The organism is Planotetraspora mira (genome assembly GCF_016863275.1).
Taxonomy (GTDB): domain Bacteria; phylum Actinomycetota; class Actinomycetes; order Streptosporangiales; family Streptosporangiaceae; genus Planotetraspora; species Planotetraspora mira.
Window position 1 is genome coordinate 68,635 of record NZ_BOOO01000037.1, and the last position, 16,491, is coordinate 85,125.

Annotated in this window: 18 protein-coding genes and 2 pseudogenes; 7 read left to right on the plus strand and 13 right to left on the minus strand. The window is 66.7% G+C overall.

Going from position 1 to position 16,491, the window contains the following annotated elements; genetic code table 11:
• Positions 1-77: 77 nt before the first annotated feature.
• From Pmi06nite_RS42735 to Pmi06nite_RS31455, 5 genes and pseudogenes are all read right to left on the minus strand, one after another.
• Positions 78-596: an ATP-binding protein gene (locus tag Pmi06nite_RS42735; protein WP_275409623.1), complete on the minus strand. Its 519-nt coding sequence runs from the start codon at positions 594-596 to the stop codon at positions 78-80.
• A pseudogene (locus Pmi06nite_RS42210) lies at positions 536-721 on the minus strand (IS982 family transposase); the annotation flags it as partial. The gene Pmi06nite_RS42735 and the pseudogene Pmi06nite_RS42210, both read right to left, overlap by 61 nt.
• A 239-nt stretch (positions 722-960) precedes the next feature.
• A complete protein-coding gene (locus Pmi06nite_RS31445) occupies positions 961-1,737 on the minus strand; it encodes an SDR family NAD(P)-dependent oxidoreductase (RefSeq protein ID WP_203956799.1) in 777 nt (258 codons plus the stop codon).
• A gap of 106 nt (positions 1,738-1,843) precedes the next feature.
• Positions 1,844-2,902 carry an LLM class flavin-dependent oxidoreductase gene (locus Pmi06nite_RS31450; protein WP_203956800.1) on the minus strand — a complete coding sequence of 353 codons (1,059 nt, stop codon included), beginning with the start codon at positions 2,900-2,902 and terminating at the stop codon, positions 1,844-1,846.
• A 397-nt stretch (positions 2,903-3,299) separates the two neighbouring features.
• A complete protein-coding gene (locus Pmi06nite_RS31455; RefSeq protein ID WP_203956801.1) occupies positions 3,300-4,187 on the minus strand; it encodes a LysR family transcriptional regulator in 888 nt (295 codons plus the stop codon).
• 120 nt (positions 4,188-4,307) lie between these two features.
• On the opposite strand from Pmi06nite_RS31455, the gene Pmi06nite_RS31460 reads away from it, so the two are divergent.
• A complete protein-coding gene (locus Pmi06nite_RS31460) occupies positions 4,308-5,150 on the plus strand; it encodes an LLM class F420-dependent oxidoreductase (protein ID WP_203956802.1) in 843 nt (280 codons plus the stop codon).
• Between the two features lie 192 nt (positions 5,151-5,342).
• Here the strand turns inward: Pmi06nite_RS31460 and Pmi06nite_RS31465 are convergent, their stop codons facing one another.
• The 4 genes from Pmi06nite_RS31465 to Pmi06nite_RS31480 all read right to left on the minus strand — a co-directional run bounded on the left by Pmi06nite_RS31465 (position 5,343) and on the right by Pmi06nite_RS31480 (position 8,573).
• The gene (locus Pmi06nite_RS31465) at positions 5,343-6,092 is read right to left on the minus strand and encodes a DUF427 domain-containing protein (RefSeq protein ID WP_203956803.1); all 750 of its coding nucleotides are present in this window, start codon (positions 6,090-6,092) and stop codon (positions 5,343-5,345) included.
• 2 nt (positions 6,093-6,094) lie between these two features.
• Positions 6,095-7,117, minus strand: a complete 1,023-nt coding sequence (locus Pmi06nite_RS31470; protein ID WP_203956804.1) for a 2OG-Fe(II) oxygenase family protein — start codon at positions 7,115-7,117, stop codon at positions 6,095-6,097.
• Positions 7,118-7,119: 2 nt separating this feature from the next.
• Positions 7,120-7,614, minus strand: a complete 495-nt coding sequence (locus Pmi06nite_RS31475) for an alpha/beta fold hydrolase (protein WP_203956805.1) — start codon at positions 7,612-7,614, stop codon at positions 7,120-7,122.
• Between the two features lie 335 nt (positions 7,615-7,949).
• A complete protein-coding gene (locus Pmi06nite_RS31480; RefSeq protein ID WP_373317343.1) occupies positions 7,950-8,573 on the minus strand; it encodes a transposase in 624 nt (207 codons plus the stop codon).
• Positions 8,574-9,154: 581 nt separating this feature from the next.
• Here Pmi06nite_RS31480 and Pmi06nite_RS31485 point away from each other — a divergent pair.
• Together Pmi06nite_RS31485 and Pmi06nite_RS31490 are read left to right on the plus strand one after the other, a co-directional pair.
• Positions 9,155-10,816 carry a multicopper oxidase family protein gene (locus tag Pmi06nite_RS31485; protein WP_203956807.1) on the plus strand — a complete coding sequence of 554 codons (1,662 nt, stop codon included), beginning with the start codon at positions 9,155-9,157 and terminating at the stop codon, positions 10,814-10,816.
• Positions 10,817-11,565: 749 nt separating this feature from the next.
• The gene (locus Pmi06nite_RS31490; RefSeq protein ID WP_203956808.1) at positions 11,566-12,030 is read left to right on the plus strand and encodes a hypothetical protein; all 465 of its coding nucleotides are present in this window, start codon (positions 11,566-11,568) and stop codon (positions 12,028-12,030) included.
• 27 nt (positions 12,031-12,057) lie between these two features.
• Here the strand turns inward: Pmi06nite_RS31490 and Pmi06nite_RS31495 are convergent, their stop codons facing one another.
• Complete coding sequence (locus Pmi06nite_RS31495) at positions 12,058-12,435, minus strand: hypothetical protein (RefSeq protein ID WP_203956809.1); 378 nt, start codon at positions 12,433-12,435, stop codon at positions 12,058-12,060.
• Complete coding sequence (locus tag Pmi06nite_RS31500; protein WP_239114332.1) at positions 12,405-13,064, minus strand: helix-turn-helix domain-containing protein; 660 nt, start codon at positions 13,062-13,064, stop codon at positions 12,405-12,407. Before Pmi06nite_RS31500 ends, Pmi06nite_RS31495 begins: the two co-directional genes overlap by 31 nt.
• A 287-nt stretch (positions 13,065-13,351) precedes the next feature.
• Here Pmi06nite_RS31500 and Pmi06nite_RS31505 point away from each other — a divergent pair, with 287 nt between their 5' ends.
• Positions 13,352-13,729, plus strand: a complete 378-nt coding sequence (locus tag Pmi06nite_RS31505; RefSeq protein ID WP_203956810.1) for an STAS domain-containing protein — start codon at positions 13,352-13,354, stop codon at positions 13,727-13,729.
• A gap of 164 nt (positions 13,730-13,893) precedes the next feature.
• Here the strand turns inward: Pmi06nite_RS31505 and Pmi06nite_RS31510 are convergent, their stop codons facing one another.
• Positions 13,894-14,097 carry a hypothetical protein gene (locus Pmi06nite_RS31510; RefSeq protein WP_203956811.1) on the minus strand — a complete coding sequence of 68 codons (204 nt, stop codon included), beginning with the start codon at positions 14,095-14,097 and terminating at the stop codon, positions 13,894-13,896.
• Positions 14,098-14,195: 98 nt separating this feature from the next.
• On the opposite strand from Pmi06nite_RS31510, the gene Pmi06nite_RS31515 reads away from it, so the two are divergent.
• Together Pmi06nite_RS31515 and Pmi06nite_RS42215 are read left to right on the plus strand one after the other, a co-directional pair.
• Positions 14,196-14,564 carry an alpha/beta fold hydrolase gene (locus Pmi06nite_RS31515; RefSeq protein ID WP_203956812.1) on the plus strand — a complete coding sequence of 123 codons (369 nt, stop codon included), beginning with the start codon at positions 14,196-14,198 and terminating at the stop codon, positions 14,562-14,564.
• Positions 14,565-14,596: 32 nt separating this feature from the next.
• Positions 14,597-14,809, plus strand: a pseudogene (locus Pmi06nite_RS42215) (integrase core domain-containing protein); the annotation flags it as partial.
• A gap of 965 nt (positions 14,810-15,774) precedes the next feature.
• On the opposite strand, the gene Pmi06nite_RS31525 reads toward Pmi06nite_RS42215, so the two are convergent.
• Positions 15,775-15,954 (minus strand): hypothetical protein, encoded by a 180-nt coding sequence (locus tag Pmi06nite_RS31525; protein WP_203956813.1) that lies wholly within the window; start codon positions 15,952-15,954, stop codon positions 15,775-15,777.
• A gap of 104 nt (positions 15,955-16,058) precedes the next feature.
• Here Pmi06nite_RS31525 and Pmi06nite_RS42220 point away from each other — a divergent pair, with 104 nt between their 5' ends.
• On the plus strand, positions 16,059-16,391 hold the full coding sequence (locus Pmi06nite_RS42220; protein ID WP_239114341.1) for a hypothetical protein: 333 nt from the start codon (positions 16,059-16,061) through the stop codon (positions 16,389-16,391).
• Positions 16,392-16,491 lie beyond the last annotated feature (100 nt).

Sequence of the window (16,491 nt, forward strand, 5' to 3'; positions counted from 1 at the left end):
CGAAGTCGTCGATCGGCACGGTGAGGCGGTGGACGAACACAGGGTCTCCCGTCGGGTGGAGGAGCCGGGTATGGTCGTCACGCCAGGGCGGCGTCCTGCTGGGCGCGGGTGCGGGCGAGCCGGTAGGAGTCGGTGCCGGTCTCGATGATGGTGGCGTTGAAGGTGAGCCGGTCGACGATCGCGGCGCAGAGCCGGGGGTCGGTGAAGGTCTTGGTCCAGCCACCGAACGACTCGTTGGAAGCGATCGCGACGCTCGCGGTCTCCTCCCTGTCGGCCAGAACCTGGAAGAGCAGTTCGGCGCCGCGTTTGTCGAGTTCCAGATAGCCCAGCTCGTCAATGCACAAAAGATCGAAGCGCTCGTAGCGGGCGATGGTCTTGTTGAGGATCAGCTCGTCGGCGGCAGTGCTGTGTCGTCCGGACAGGCGATCGCGGGCGCCCGCCGGCTGAGCGATGGACGGGTGGCCCGCGTCTCGCGTGAACGGGTGGGGGTGATGCCGGCCACTACCACTCCTAGACGAATAAGTCCGAAGTCTGATCAGTGGTCGTAGGCGATCAGGGATCGGGTGATGGGTTGGCCGGTGGCCCGGTTGTGCCAGATTGCGGCGGTCATTGCGAGGACGCGCTGGGCGACGCGGACGGCGACGCCCTGTGGGGTGCGTCCGCCGTGGAGTTCGAGATCGAGCTGGCCTTTGAGGGTGTCGTTGACCGACTCGATGAGCCAAGGCCGGACCGCCCCCGCAGGACGGCAAGCGCGCCTAACCCTCCGTCACCACCGAAAGAGAGACAGAGCCGTTCGTGTCTTACGGTCCCCAGGCCGGGTTGTTCGGGGGCGGCGGTCTGGGCGACTTCGCGATCACGTATGGATCGCAGCGCTACAACTGGCCGATCGTCTACATCACCGTCGCCACCATCGTCGTCATCGTCCAAGCCGGCCAGTTCCTCGGCAACTGGCTGGCACGATCATCTCGGACGGCCATCGGGGAGGGCGGGTGGAAGGAGGATGCCGTTGTTGGCGCTGAGGCCGCCGTCGACGGGGATGACGACGCCGGTGACGTACGACGCGGCGGGTGAGGCGAGAAACCAGATGACCTCGGCCTGCTCACGCGGGGCAGCCCAGCGCCGTTGCGGGATGCGCTCGGTCACGGCGGACGCGAATGCGGGGTCGGAGACCACTCCGGCAGTCAGCGCGGTCGCCGTCAGGCCGGGGGCGATGGCGTTGATCCTGATGTTCTCGACGGCGAAATCGATCGCCGCGCCGCGCACCAGGTTGATCACTGCCGCTTTTGACGCGTTGTACGCCCACGTCAGCGGGTCGCCGCCCAGGCCTGAGACCGATGAGGTCACCACAATGGAACCACCGCCCGACGCCCGCAGGGCGGGCAGGGCCGCCCGGATGCCGAGAGCCGTCCCGCGGACGTTAACGGCGAGGATCCGGTCGAATCGGTCGATGGCTCCGGGTGACTCCAGCGCCCCTCCCCCGCCGATCCCGGCGTTGAGCACGACCGTGTCCAGCCTCCCGAACTCTCGTACGGCGAGCTGAACCATGACGGCGTTGGTCTGCTCGGTGGACACGTCGCCGACGAGCGGGATGGCACCGTGCACATCCGAGAGCTTGTCGAGTTCGACCTCGTTCACATCGACGGCGACGACCTGGGCCCCTCGCTCGGCGAACAACTCCACCGTGGCCCTTCCGATGCCGGAAGCCGCGCCAGTGACGGCCACGACCTGCACGCTCATACGGCCCTCTCCTCATAGGACGGGACAAGTCGGACCGAATGCGCCCGGACACCACACCCTTGCCACCGCCTCGACCGCGGTCAGCGCGTGGTGAAGGCGCCGGCGCTCATCCACGCAACAGCGGGAGAAGCCGGTCGCCCTGGCGCTTGATCTCCGGCAGATATGGGGTGTCGGAGAGGACGAAGTGGGTGATGCCGAGGGCCTGGTAGTTGCGCAGCGACTTCGCCACGTCCTCGGCCGAGCCGACCAGCCAGGTGGTGCCCGCACCGCCTCCACCGAATTTTCCGGGGGCGGTGTAGAGATTGTCGTCGAGCACCTCTCCCCGCGCGGCCAGGTCGAGTAGCCGCTGCTGACCGACGGCGGCATGCCGGTTCAGGTCGCGCGTGCTGCTGCCTTTCGCCATCTCCACGACCTTGGCTTCGGCATCGGTCCAGGCCTGTTCGGTGGTGTCCCGCACCAGCGTGGTGATCCGCAGCCCGAATTCCAGCGGAGGATGCTCGCGTCCGAGCTTCTCGCTCAGTCGCCTGAGGCGCTCGATCCGCTCGGCGACGCCGTCGAGAGGCTCACCCCAGAACAGTTGCACATCGGCCTCGGTGGCGGCCACCTTCTCGGCGGCCTCGGAGGCGCCGCCGAAGTAGAGCCGCGGGTGCCGGCGTTCGCCCCTGACGACCGTTCGCGGCGCAACGGTGGAGTCCGTGACGCCGAAGTGCCGGCCCTGGTAGGTGACGTTCCCCTCGGTCCAGAGCCTGCGCACGATCTGGATGAACTCCTTGGTGCGGGCGTAGCGGTGGGCCTGGTCGCCTTCGCTGTCGCCGTACGCCGCGAGGTTGTCCTTGCCCGAGACGATGTTGACGAGCACCCGCCCTCCGGTGAGGTGGTCCAGGGTCGCGGCGGCGGAGGCGAAATTGGCGGGACGCCAGTAGCCGGGCCGGATCGCGATCAGCGGCTTGAACGTCGTCGTCTGCGCGGCCAGTGCGGTGGCGACCGTGAAGGTGTCGGGCCGTCCCCATCCGGTGCCGATGAGCGCCCCGCCCCACCCGTGCTCCTCAAGGGCCTTGGCCTGAGCGGTGAGGGTCTCCAAGCTGTTGTGGTTCGCGGTGACGGCGTCGCCTCGGTGCCCGGGCTCGGCCTGATTCGGGACGTACCAGAGGAACTCGAGGCTCATCGGTGGACCCTCCTGCAAAACCAAATATTCCTGTAGGTAAAGTGTAGATTGTGTTTCGATACTCCGGGCGCGAGTCGACTTCGCTTTCTTCGCTCCTTCCATCGCTGAGCTCGGCGGGTTGGATGACCGCAACCGGCACCGCCATCGGTGAGATCGTTCCCGCGGAGGTCGTCTGGAGACTCTCGCAACCGTGGTATGGCGATCGACTGGACCCGGCTACCAACCACACACTGCGGCCGCCAACCAGATGCCACTCGCAGAGTTGGGGCTGACGGGAACGTTCTGGGACCCCCCATGAGTCGTGACGAGTTGTCGACCGAGCTTCCTCACGCTGACCAGCGTGCGCGAATCGGCGCCCACCACCGCCGCGCGGTCGAGGCGTACCTTCGGGTATTCGTCAAGCTGTCGTGCAGAGGCAACAAGCGTCGATGAACACTCGAACGGCCTCGCGATGGTCTCCTGTGCGCCAGACGACGGCAAGCTCACTCGGAGAGAGACCGGTGACCGGTCGGCAGATGAGGTCTACGCGGTTGTAGATCTCAGCGTTCCCCGCGGAGAGGAGGGCTATCCCGAGCCCCGAAGCGACCGCTTCGAAAGTCTCGTCGGCGGTTTCGGCCGTCGCGGCGATCCGCGCCGGTGTCCGGCGATGATCGTTGCCGACCCAGAACTCACGGAGCGCTCCGGCCGCCGCCGGAAGGGCGATGAAAGGCTCATCGGCGAGGTCCTCGAAGGAGATGACGGGGCAGTCGGCCAGATGGTGATCGGCTGGAAGAGCGACCCAACGATCTTCCCTGGTGATCACCTTATGAGAGAAATCGCCGCCCGTCGGGACCGGCAGCCAGGCGACGGCGACATCAACATCGCCGGCAAGTCCCACTGTCGGATCGGCCCAGGTGACCTGGCGGAACTGGAGTCGCCAGCCGGGAAGCAGCTTCTCCATCGTGGCCGTGACGGCCGGAATGAGTCCGCGACCGATGCTCGTCTGGAAGCCGACCGTAAGTGTCGTGTGCTGGGTCGCCGCGGCATCGGCAACCGCACGCTGTGCCCCCTCCCACTGCTCGATCATCTGCCGAGCGTGCGGCAGAAGGGCGCTACCCGCGGCGGTGAGGGTGACCGTCCGCCGGTCGCGCTCGAAGAGCGCGGTCCGGAAGGAGAGCTCCAATTGGCGGATCTGTTTGCTCAGTGTTGGCTGCGATACGAAGAGCCGGCCACTCGCCGCTCGGGTGAAGCTGAGTTCCTCTGCGACCGCGACGAAGTAGCGCAGATCCCGGAGGTGAACATCCATAGACAAAGGCTATAACAGCAGATCTTGGACGTATGGCATGTGTGCTCTCATGCTTGATCACGCGGTCGCAAGCAGGCACCGCATGTGGTCGCCGCCCGAAGTGGATGGAGATGGGCGCTGATGGAACTGGGTGTCAACGGGCTGAACGCCAAGGCCACCATGGGTCCCGCGGAGACGGTCCGGCTTGCTCGACTGGCGGAGGAGTTGGGCTACCGGTCGTGGTGGGCCGGTGAGCATGTCGTGCTCCCCAGCCCTCGGGTACCGCCTGCGCCGATGGAGCCGACAGATCCGATTCTCGACCCGCTGGTGCATCTGGCCTACGTCGCTGCCGTCACTGAGCGGCTGGAGCTCGGCACCGGGATCATCATCCTGCCGCAGCGCAATCCGCTGGTACTCGCCAAGCAGGTCGCGAGCCTCGATGTGCTCAGCGGTGGCCGGCTGTCCCTGGGGGTCGCAGCCGGATACCTCGAACCGGAGATGACCGCCGTCGGAGTGCCGTATTCGGAGCGTGGCAGGCGCACAGACGAGTACTTGGACGCCATGAGGGCGCTGTGGACCCAGCCCGCGCCGTCCTATCAGGGCCGGTACGTGGCCTTCGACGGCATCGACGCACACCCGCGGCCTGTCAGGGAAGACGGACCGCGGATCGTGATCGGTGGACATAGCCCGGCCGCTTTCCGGCGGGCGGTCGCCCGCGGCCACGGGTGGTTCGGCAATGGAGACAGCCCAGATGATCTAGAGGGGCATCTCATCGGGCTGCGGACGGCGGCCGCCGAGGTCGAACGCCCGGAGTGGCTGGGTCGACTGGAGATCAACTTTATGCAGCTCTCCCCGGTAAACGCCGGAACCGCCCGGCGTTACGCCGACCTCGGCGTCGACCGGCTCGTGGTCTACCCACTTCCGCTGGAGCATCCAGCGGAAGTGGCCGCGTTCCTCGAACGTCACGCCGACCTGCCGCACTGACGTCGTCCCCGTCGCCCGCAGCGAGGACTGTCTCGACGAGGCGGTGCTCAACGCTCCCCCGCAGCCGCTCGACATGGCTCCACTGAGCGCGCCGCTCCCATCTGACGACCCGCGATCGCGAATGGGTACCGGGCGAACGGGAGCCGGAGGGCGCGATCCCTCGGGCTCCCGTCTTCGCGTCCGGAGGAGCCGTCAAGCCAGTTGCCCGCTGAAGACGGTCACCGGCCTGTCGAGCTTCTGGCCGTCCACGACGATGTCGACGGCCTCGTTGTAGAACGCGACGTGATCCTTGATCTGCGCGGCCGCGGGGATCGGAGCGGGGTAGGCCCACGCGATGTCCGCGGGCACGCCGGCGTCTACGTCCCGGAACGACCAGTACGAGGCGATGCCTTTGTATGGGCAGCGGGTGTGGCTCCGCGTGGCCTCGAGAAGGTCGAAGTCTACGTCATCCGGCGGAATGTAGTACCGCGTCGGCAGTCCGGTCTCGAACAACAGCACGGGCCGGTGGGTGTCGGCGACGACCTGGCCGGCGATCTCGACCCTGATGTGACGCGAGCTGGGGATCGGGTCGACACGCTTGTAGGGGTCGCGGGGGTGCACGAAGATCTCCTCGTCTTCCTCGTACCAGTGGTCGAGCACGCCGGCGGGGTGGCGGAACCATCCGAAGGCGATGTGGCCGGGGAGGTCGGGATAGGTCCAGGCCGCACGCTCGACCGTCTCGTCTCGGTCGAGAAGGTCGTAGAAGACGACGCCGTCCACCGCCTCGCCGGCCCTCAGCAGGTCAGTCCGGACGTCCTCCTCAGGGAAGGCGTAGCCGGGGACGGGCACGCCCGGCTCCCAGACGAGGACCGGGCGCCTGCTGTCGACGACGGTCGTGTCGCCCCTGACCCCCCGGACCCACCGCTCGCTGGGCACCCAGGTGAAAGTGTCGGATGCAGGCACGTCTACGCCTCCGAGAGTTCTGCGACGTACGGGCGGCCCTCCCGCCAGGCGGCGACCTGCTCGGGACGCCCGAACACCTGGAGATACTCCTCCACCTGTCCCTTCGTCCTGTCCCAGAGGAGCACGGGCTCGAAGTCGGACCCATCGGGCCCGACGAACGCCGGCAGCGGCTCGATCACCGTGTCCAGGCTGGGGTGCCAGAACACGGCCGTCGAACGCCGCGTGACGGTGCCTCCGGCCACGACGCGGTGACGTCCGGCGCGCAGCAGGCCGTTCGTCCAATGGGTGAGCAGCGATCCGGAGAAGACCTGGAGGGCTCCCGGGACGATCGGAACCGGGATCCATTCACCCGTGACGGCCTGGCCCTGCAGGCCGTCGTAGTCGCCTCGCTGGTGCAGCACTGTCAGCGCGGATCCGTCGGCGTGCTCCAGCAGGAGCAGCTTGTCCTCGTCCTCCGGAACATCGGGGTAGATCCAGGTCGGGTAGTCGTTGACGACGAATGTGGTGTGGTACGGCCGGCCGACGGTGGGGAAGACGGCCGGGGAGACGCCGAGCACGCGGGCGTACAGCTCGAGGACCTTCTCCGCGACGCCGACGGAGGCGTCGTGGTAGCGCCGGGCGACGTCGGCGAGCCCGGGGTCCTGCGAAGGCCACACGTTGTCGTGCGCGTACAGCTGCGCGTACTCCTCCGAAAGCCCTGCCGACTTGGCGTCTTCCGCGTTGTCGAACTGGCCGATGCTGAAGCGCTCCAGTTCCAGCCGGCCGAAGTCGTCCGGCCACTGCCGCCAGCCGCGGTAGGGGTGACCGGTGGGGCTGGCCAGGTTCGCCTTCTCCTGCCTCGGCAGGTCGAGCACGCGCGCGATCCGGTCGTGGAACTCGTCGATCAGGTCGTCGGGGACGCCGTGGTTCACGACCTGGAGGATGCCGAGCTCCTCTCCCGTCTGCCTGACGGACTCCAGCAGGCTTTTCGGCGCGTCATCACTCAGCGCCAACTCGAGGTCGATCAACGGAATGTCGTCAGCCATGATCATCTCCCCTTTGTGATCTCGTTCACTACCTGTGCCAGCGCCCTCGGCCGGTGGACGTCGGTGGTCACGAGCCGGGCACCGGGGGCGCGGCGGCGCAGTTCAGCGATGGCGTCGTCGGTCAGGCGGGACCTCTCGGCCGCGCGTACCACCACGACCGGCACGTCGAACGCGGCGAGCACGGCCAACTGGTCCCAGAGAGTCTCGTCGTCGAGGTGGTCCGCCGACTCCGGCGGCAGGTTGCCGAGGTGATGGCGCCACGACAACGATCGGTCGGAGTTCTCCACGACCTCGTGGCGGAGATCGGGGTCCAGCCGGTGGGCCGGGCGAGGGGCGCCTTTCCCGGCAGCGGCGTCGCCGGCTCCTGGCAGGGTGTCGAGCAGTATCAGCGCCCGGACGAGGTGGCGGGAGCGCACGGTGAGCGCCAGCGCCGTGAGCGCACCGAGGCCGGTGCCGAAGACGGCCTCGGTCTGAGGGGCGAAGGGATCGCCGACCACCTGCTCCTGTCCCACCGCATGTCGCAGCCAGCTGTACCGGATATACCCACGCTCGGGATCAGCAGCGCAGAGGGCTGCGCGATGCTCTGACCGACCTGGCCTGACGTACCCGGCAAGGCCAGCATCGGGACGACGTGCGCCCCGGCCGAAGCATCGGGGATGAAGGTCATCGTGGCCGTGTCGCGCTTCGGCCCCGCCCGGCGGCCGAGAAGCCGAGAACCGGGATACACGCCCTCACGGGCATGGCCTGCCGCAAGCCGCCGTTGCCGTCGTCCGGACCGCTGATCTCACCCTCGGCTCCCGCTACGGGCGTCCCCCAACTTGGCCCGGACGCATCACAATGACGGTGGCCATGCATACCGGGCGCTTGATCGAGGCGACGTCGACGGTGCCTTGGTAGATGCGCTGGCGTTTGTCAGTGCGTAAGGCCACAGCCCGGTGGCTCCTGAGCTTGCCGATGCACCGCTCGACGGTGTTGCGCTCCTTGTACCGCTCGGCATCGAAGATGGGCGGACGCCCGCCTTTACTGCCCCGCTTGAGGCGGTTGACCTGCTGATCCTTCTTGATCGGGAAGACCGCCTTGATGCCACGCCTGCGCAGGTAGCGCGGTTACTCCGGGAGGAGTACGCCTTGTCCGCCAATACGGTCGCCGGCCGCCTGCGGGGGCGACCCAAGCCCCGGCGTACAATCCGGATCGTGTTCAGCACCCGCTGGAAGTACGGGCTGTCTCCATGCTGGCCGGGGCTGAGGATCCGCGCGAGGGGACGGCAGCGCCGGTCGGCGACCAGGTGAATCTTGGTGCTCAGCCCGCCGCGGAAGCGGCCCAAGGCCTCTCGATGCGTACTCGTTTTGTGATCTACGACCTCCCCCTTGGTGGGATATCGGCAGCCGGCGCACGTCGGGCTCCGGCGGCGTGCTGATGAGCGCGCACCACCGTGGAGTCCACGCTCACTGTCCAGTCCTGGCCGTCGGCCTCATCGCATCCTGCCCGCAGCCCGTCCAGGATCCGCTCCCAGGTGCCATCCATCGACCAGCGGCGATGCCCTGCTGAGCTTGATCTGGGCGTCCTCTAGAAGTTTCTCTACGCGAGAGCCGCGAGCTCACCGGACGACGGATGCTCGCCCCCATCCGGAGCTACCTAAAGATCATCCCGCGCGCTCGATCATACTCGCGCGGCGCCAGCCGTGACGCCTGACGAGACGTGAATAGTCACATTTGAGCGGTTGTTGACGAGATGGCGTCTAGCCTCAGAAGGGAGAAGCCAGGTGCGTCGGCCATCGCGGGCCGAAACGCTCACGCATGTCAGCCGGGCCCGGACAAAGGCATATGCGACAGCCGTACGCGGGATGAAAGCGGAGGCACAGCGATGCGGCTCACGAGACGGGAATTCGCGCGCCTCGCGGCGGCGACGGGTATAGGTGTTTTCGGACTGCGAGCAGCGACGCGGCCCCTACGGAAATACGCCGACCCGTTGCCCCTACTGCCTGTGGCCGTTCCCGAGAAATCGACTTACCCCGACAGCGACTATTACGAGATCACTATGCGGCAGGCCCCGTGGCGCTTTCATCGGGACCTGAACACGACCGCCGCGTGGGGTTACTGGGCCTCTCACCCGTCCGATCCGGGGCGGCCGATGGGGCTGGGGTACCTTGGGCCGATCCTGGTCACCCATCGGGACCGGCCGGTGATCGTCAGGTATCGCAACCACCTGCCGACCACCCACCTGCTGCGGAGGTCGATCGACGTCACCCTGTGGAGGAACCTGCCGGGCGTTCCCCCCGATCCGCCAGGCGGGCGGCCCATGGACCTCCCCCGCGACGTCAACGTCTGGAACGTGGTCCACCTGCACGGCGGGTGGAACCCACCGCAGTCCGACGGCAACCCGGACGCCTGGTTCACACCACACGGGCTCCACGGCTCCCTGTACGGCACGCTGTCTGGGGCGGCACCCAACGAGGCCATCTACGCCTACGGCAACAGGCAGCGGGCGACCATGCTGTGGTACCACGACCACGCGATGGACCTCACCCGGCTCAACAATTACCTGGGACTTTCCGGCGTCTATCTGATCCGCGATCCGGCCGAGGATGCGCTCCGCCTGCCGCGGGGACGTTTCGAAGTCCCGCTCATCATCCAGGACCGCACGTTCAACGCCGACGGCTCGCTCTTCTACCCTACGAAGGGGATCAGCGCCTACCACCCCATCTGGGTCCCGGAATTCTTCGGCGACACGCCCGTTGTGAACGGCAAGGCGTACCCGTTCCTGGCGGTCGAGCCGCGACGTTACCGACTGCGCGTGCTCAACGGTTCAAACTCGCGTTTCTACCGTTTCTGGTTCAGCGACGGCCGGGTCCGGCTGCCCTTCTGGCTGATCGGCATCAGCGGCGGCCTGCGCGCCTATCCCCTGCGCTCGACGACCATCCTGCTGGCCCCCTCGGAACGCGCGGACGTCATCGTCGACTTCGGAGGACTGCCGCGCGGCGCGAGCGTCACGCTGATGAACGACGCCGTCGTGCCGTACCCCGGTGGCGGCGGCGGCCCGGCCATTCCGGAGATCATGCGGTTCCAGGTGACCGAGCCGCTGTCGGGCCGCGATGACACGACGCCGCCCCACGCGCTGGTCCTTCCACCGTTCGAGTCGCTGCACCCGACACCGGGAATCCCCTCACGCGAGCGCGTCCTGACCGAGACGACCGACCCGCACGACAACCCGGTCCACATGAAGATCAACGGATGGTATTTCTTCGAGCCCGTGGACGATTTCATCAAGGCGGGCAGCACGGAGATCTGGGAATACGTCAACACGACGGGGGACGCCCATCCCATGCACGTCCACCTCGTCCAGTTCCAGATCCACAACCGGCAGAAGTTCAGGGCCGGGGACTACGCGAAGGACTACGAGCGCTGGGTCGCGGCGGGCCGGACGGCCGGGGGCAAGCCCCAGCTGTCCCGTTATCTGGTCGGGCCGCCGGTCCCACCTGAGCCGTACGAGCAGGGTTGGAGGGACAGCTTCATCGCCTATCCGGAGATGGTGAACAGGATCATCGCCACCTTCACTCCGGCGCCGCCAGTTCCGAACATCAGCGGCACCGACACCAAGTATCCCGCCGACTACATCCACCACTGCCACATCCTTGAGCACGAGGACAACGACATGATGCGGCCGTGGCAGCTCGTCAGGGTACCTGTGCCGCTCGAATAATCGGTTCGGGATTCTCCCCCGTGGCGCACGCGCGTCCGACTCACTCGCTCTCGTGGTCACCTGCGTCGTCGGGGCATTCCTCGTGCACAAACGCAGAGTTTTGTCAGTACGGGCGCAGAGTTATGTCAGTGGCTCTGAGAGGGACACGCTCGTGCTGACGCCGACCGGAGTGAGCTCTCCGTTGCCGACGGCTCTGCGTCGTGATCGACAATGTGTCTGACCAGGGCAAACATCTCACGGCTGGCTGCCGGCAGCTCGGCTCACTGACAAAACTCTGCGTATTTACTGTCAGTAGCACTGCGCTCAACAGGAAACGCAGGGTTTTGTCAGTAGGCGCAGAGTTTTGTCAGTGACTCCATGCACCGTTTCCCGGCGAATCTGCAGGTCAGGCCACTTCCCCGCCTGGGAGCCCTCGCGCGGTTCACGGCTCGACTGGCGACGGGTAATCACGGCCATGTGACGGTATCTAGCACCGCTAGCCTGGCTCCACGCCGCATGGGACAGGCAGGTGAGGTCACTTCCAGCACGAATCCGCGTGCGCTCTGCCAGGGAAAACGCAGAGTTTTGTTCAGTGACCGCCGGGCAGAACCGGGTTCCAGCCGGCTACCCCGCACTGAAGGACCTGGAATGGCCCGGCCTGCCCCGCGTCCAGGCGATCATCGGCACTTCGCGCGATCGCCGACTACGACCTGCTCAAGGTTTCCGGCGCGACCAGCGGCGCCCGAACCACGATTTCCACGATCGACAAGGTGATCACTGCCGTCCAATCGGACACCGCCGTGCGGTCGAAGGCCGCGAAGATCATCGTCGCGGCGGCCGACAAACCCTACAGCGTGAAGGTGAACGGGTCGGGGCTGGCAGTGGCACGGGCCCAGTTGGGGGCGCCAAGCAGCTGGAAGATCTTCGCCAAAGCCCGACTACTGAGGCTGTTCAAGGCAACCGACGCGTTGGCATGGGCACCGATGGATGCCTGGGACGGGCAGAGCGCTTACGTCAAGGACGCCCAGGCGGTCCGGCGAGTCCTGGCCGCGGAAACTCTGGACGGCGCGCCGATCGAGCCGGTCGCGGTGAGCCTCATGAACATGCACAAATCCAAGGGCAAGGGGTTCGACGCAGTCATCATCGCCGAAGACCGATCCGCCGCCCCGCTTCCCGACTTCACCTGGAACACCACCGGAATGAGCAGCGTCGGCGCCTCCTCCGCATGGCCATGACCGGGCGCGACACGGGCATCAAACTGATCAGACCACCCGCAGCCGCACCATTGCTGGGGTAAGCGGCAGCGGACCGGATCCCCTATCCATGGTCCGTCCGCGAGACCGCGGAACAGGCCCAATGGGTACAGATCGGCTGAGGCGCTGGTCGGCGCCGTTGTGTTGCGCTTCCGCGGGCATGGGTCCGCGCTCTTCCGGAAGCGCGACCTGCTTGCCGTTGATGCCCTCATTAAGCCGGCCCAAGTGATCTATGCCGGCGGCGATGCGGTCGTACACCTCGTCGATGTGCTTCGCCTCTTCGTCGACCGCCTTGCGTGTCGGGATGAACCGACTCCTGCGGTCGCTGCGCTGCAGTTTCTGCCCTTCCTGATCGGTCAGCCTGCGCACCCTGACCGGTTCTGCCACCGCGACTCCCTCCGCCGACCGGATGTGTCCTCACATCCAATCGGCGCGCTGGTCGACGCGCGAACCCGGTGATCATTTCCGGTCACAGCACTAGCCAGCACGTCGAACCGGCGGTTCACAATGAACGCCATCTCGTGGCGGCAGGCCTCCAATAGACGCAGCACGTTCGGGTGGACCCGGTCGGTCGGCCTGCACTTGCTTGTACGAGGGCAAGCAAGCGCGTAGAGGTGTTCAGTGGCCTGGAGATCGAGCTGGAGGACACGCGCCAGGGCGCCGAGCACCTGGCCCGAGGGGTTACGTTCTCGCCCCTGTTCGAGCCTCACGTAGTAATCGGTGCTGACGCTGGCCAGCATGGCCACCTCTTCGCGGCGCAACCCGGGCGTCCGGCGGCGGTCGCCAAAGCGCGCTAACCCAACCTCATCAACGGTCGTGAGCTGCCGCCGAGCCCGAAGGAACTCGCCCAGATGACTGCTCGTGCCGGACAGAGTACGGAGCGTAAGGTCAAGATAATGCAAAGGGGATAAGACGGGCCCCTGGCGTAGCCTGCTCGGAGTTACGGTCCGGGCCGTGACCGAACTCGACGTCGACCAGGCGGCCGCGTACCTTTCGGCCCTCGGCGGAGCGGCCACACACTGGGGGCGATCGCGTTCATCATCGCCGGCACCGACCCGTCGTCTGGGTTCGATGCCCCAGCCGAGGTTGCCGAGCAGGCGCTGCGGCTCCGCGCGGAGACCGCGGCGATCGAAATCTGAGAGTCACAAGCCCTTACCCTGCGCTGTTAGAGGCAACTTCGACCCGACACCAAGACGGGACAAATTACGCATATTTAGCCTCGTCGTTAGCCAAGATCAAACCCCGGACTGCTAACAAGGAACCATTCCCGGAAGTCGCGTTCAGCTGACCGGGGAGGTGGATCATGGAATTGCTGAACGTCACGGTGGAACCCGCCTCCGAACAGCTCATCGTCCGCGTACACGGCGAGATCGACATAGACACTGCCGGCAACCTCGAGCACACCCTCGACGCGGCACTTCAACGAGCTGAGGTATCACGACTCGAGTTCGACATGAGCGGAGTACCTTTTATGGATTGCTCTGGGATCCGTGTCCTACTCGATGCCAAGCGGCGGCTCAACAAACGGGGCGGCACACTCACCCTGATCAATAAGACGCCCCAGGTCATTCGGCTGCTATCGATCCTTCACCTCGACCCTTCCCTTAACCCGATCAAGGTCCGCCACCAGTCCCGGCGACTCATCGATCGCCGACCTATGACAGGAGCCAGACCGGGTTAGGTCAGGGCTCTGGGGCTCACCGTCGAAGTGCGGCCCGTCACGCTGACGACGAGGTCGTGCCTCACCGTGAAGACCCAGCAGCAACGCACACTGACGCTCCGACCGGTCGCCTCGAGCACCTCGCGCCCCCGGCCAGCAGGAATGGTCCCGTGTGCGTGTACCCGTCACCGGTCCCTCGACCACACGCTGTCGCCGCACACCAGCTTGTCCCACACCGTCACCCGTAAGTCCGGAAAGCCTTCAACGATGTGCCCGCGGAAGGCGATGATCAGTAGCCCGTCGCTGGTCTCGCGATAGTCCAACACCATATGTAGCCGCTGAGGAAGCCGCCTGACGGGAGGGAACTTCGGGCTGCGGTTGTCTGTCATGCGCTCCCTCCTCGCTCCAGAGCGGCACTGTCGTTACGGTTGCGCTTGTCTCGGGCGCGCTGGTGGAGGGTCTGGCGCCGGTCAGACGAAGAACCTGGTTGATCCAGGCTTCCGAGGAGATGGGCGCGGAGGCGTACGAGGACTTTCGGCGCGCGATCCATGACCCGGACACGGTGCACGCCATGATGGAGGACTACCGGGCCGGGCTCGGCGTGGACCGCGTGGCCGATGATGCCGACCAAGCGGCGGGCCGCAAAATTCGGTGTCCGCTGCTCGTGCTGTGGGGCGCCCGCGACGACCTGCCCGAGCTCTACGACGACATCCTCGGCATCTGGCGGGACTGGGCCGGCGACGTTCAAGGGCACGCGCTTGACTGCGGCCACCGCATGTCAGACGATGCGCCGCTCGAGCTGGCCGCCGCCCTGCGCGCGTTCCTCAATCCGTCGGCGATGCTCGCCGTTCCCTGATCTTCGCCTCCGATGTAGGTCGGCTGTCGGTCAGCCGCAGGGGCCGATGCTGGGACAACGCCCTGGCCGAGTCGTTCTTCGCCACGATCAAGGGCGAACTGCTGGACGAACGTCGATGGCCCAGCCGCGCGGCCGCGCGCAGTGCGATCTTCGAATTCATCGAGAGCTGGTACAACCTCCGCCGCCCGCACAGCAGCCTCGGCTACGTTAGCCCCGCCGCCTACGAGGCCACCCATGCCGCCTGACCACACCAACGGTGTCCGCCAAAGCGGAGCAAGCTCAGGTGATGAAACGTCCGTGGGCACTCCTCCTTCCGGAGGGAGTGCGTGTGGGCCTGGTCTGAGTTTCACCAGGTTGTCCCGCCTTGCGCGCTGGGGGACACGGGAGCGCCCGTTACCGGTGGCCCGGGCGCTCTTCGCCTTTCAAGCGTCCTTCCGCGGTCGGCTGCCCCGACACCGTGGCCGGGGCGCGCTTCGAACGGCGTGTACGAGGAAAGTGATCCCAGTTTCCTGTGTCAGCCAACGCCGTCAGTGCCTAATCAGCAAGCCGCGTTGAGGGTGTTACGGCACACGCGATCCCGGTAAGCGGCCAACAGACCGATAGTGATCAACCTGGTCAGCAGCGCAAGAAGCATGGTCCCAATCATGACAACTCTATTACTCTAAGTAGCAGTTTAATAACTATGCGTACTGGTCGTTTATCCCCGCACTGCCCGCCGACTCATCCAAAGAGATCTCCAAGGAGCCGAAATGCTGGCACAGCACTTCGCCGCGCCGGACCCAGCGGGGCTGGAAGCGTGGATCCGGCAACTGCTCCGCCTCACTGGAGCTTGCGCCAGCACGCCGACGACCGTGGCTCCAACCGAACCCCTGAATCCGTTTTCCCCGGCTGAGCCTGACTCACATGGACGCCGGCGCGCGTAGTGACACCGACAGAATTGGTCGCCCGGCGATTCACGGCCGCCTTCGAGTCTTTCGCGGCCGGCCACCACCGACGCCGCGGCCCGGGCGCCTGGTACGACTACAGCGACCTCGCCACCATCGAAGGTTGCCTCCGCCGCGGCGACCCGTGCCCCCATCCCGGAGCTCCGCGCCGACTACCGCGCCGCCGCGCTCAACCCCAGCCTGACCCGGCCGCACCTCACACTTCGGCCCGCCGTCTTTGCACCATGTCATGGGAAATGCAGGGATGACACAGCGGCGGACCGAGACTACCTCTCGCGCGGCTCCATCGGGATCTCGAACGCCGCGATCTTCTCCAGATACTCCGGCGTCGGCCGCTTCATGAACCAGTGGCCGCCCGGCGGCTCCTGGAACGGCAGCACTTGTCCGTCGATCTTCGTCACGGGGAACTTGCTCGTGAACTCGACCAGGTAAGCGCGGAGCCGCACCCGGGATCGGACCCGGTGCACACGCCCGTACTCGGCGGGCTCCTCGTGCCAGACCTCCGGCGCGACGTAGCGCGTGCAGCACGGTCACGGCGGCGGGTATTCCGGTGGCGCTCTCGCTCGGCGTGCCGGCCGGCACCTTCCTCGGCCAGACGCTCGGCTGGCGCATGGCGTTACTGGCGATGACAGCGCTCACGGTGGTGCTGCTGTTATGGATCTTCGCGGCCGTGCCCGACTACCCCGGGCAAGATCGGGGTGAGCGCCCGAAGATGCTGGGCGCGCTGCGTGTCCCGGGCGTGGCCCCGGTCCTGTTCGTGGCCGAGCGGCCGCTCCTGCCCGCGTATGCGGCTCACGGATTCCGCGCCGTACGCGATCCGGCGAAGACCGTCAGCGATCGATACCGGGCGACGGCGTCCTCCACGTGGAGGGTGCCGTTGTGAGCGCGGGCGATTGCCAGGCCGAGGTCGGCGCCGGCAGCGGGCACTGTCGAGCCGGGAGAAGCGCTCGAAGACGCGTTCGCGATCCGGGGCGGGGATGCCG

Coding starts and splice junctions, on each gene's coding strand:
- Pmi06nite_RS31460 (WP_203956802.1), top strand. CDS start 4,308: ATGGAACTGGGTGTCAACGGGCTGAACGCCAAGGCCACCATGGGTCCC.
- Pmi06nite_RS31505 (WP_203956810.1), top strand. CDS start 13,352: ATGGAATTGCTGAACGTCACGGTGGAACCCGCCTCCGAACAGCTCATC.
- Pmi06nite_RS31450 (WP_203956800.1), bottom strand. CDS start 2,902: ATGAGCCTCGAGTTCCTCTGGTACGTCCCGAATCAGGCCGAGCCCGGG.
- Pmi06nite_RS31510 (WP_203956811.1), bottom strand. CDS start 14,097: ATGACAGACAACCGCAGCCCGAAGTTCCCTCCCGTCAGGCGGCTTCCT.
- Pmi06nite_RS31485 (WP_203956807.1), top strand. CDS start 9,155: ATGCGGCAGGCCCCGTGGCGCTTTCATCGGGACCTGAACACGACCGCC.
- Pmi06nite_RS31445 (WP_203956799.1), bottom strand. CDS start 1,737: ATGAGCGTGCAGGTCGTGGCCGTCACTGGCGCGGCTTCCGGCATCGGA.
- Pmi06nite_RS31470 (WP_203956804.1), bottom strand. CDS start 7,117: ATGGCTGACGACATTCCGTTGATCGACCTCGAGTTGGCGCTGAGTGAT.
- Pmi06nite_RS31455 (WP_203956801.1), bottom strand. CDS start 4,187: ATGGATGTTCACCTCCGGGATCTGCGCTACTTCGTCGCGGTCGCAGAG.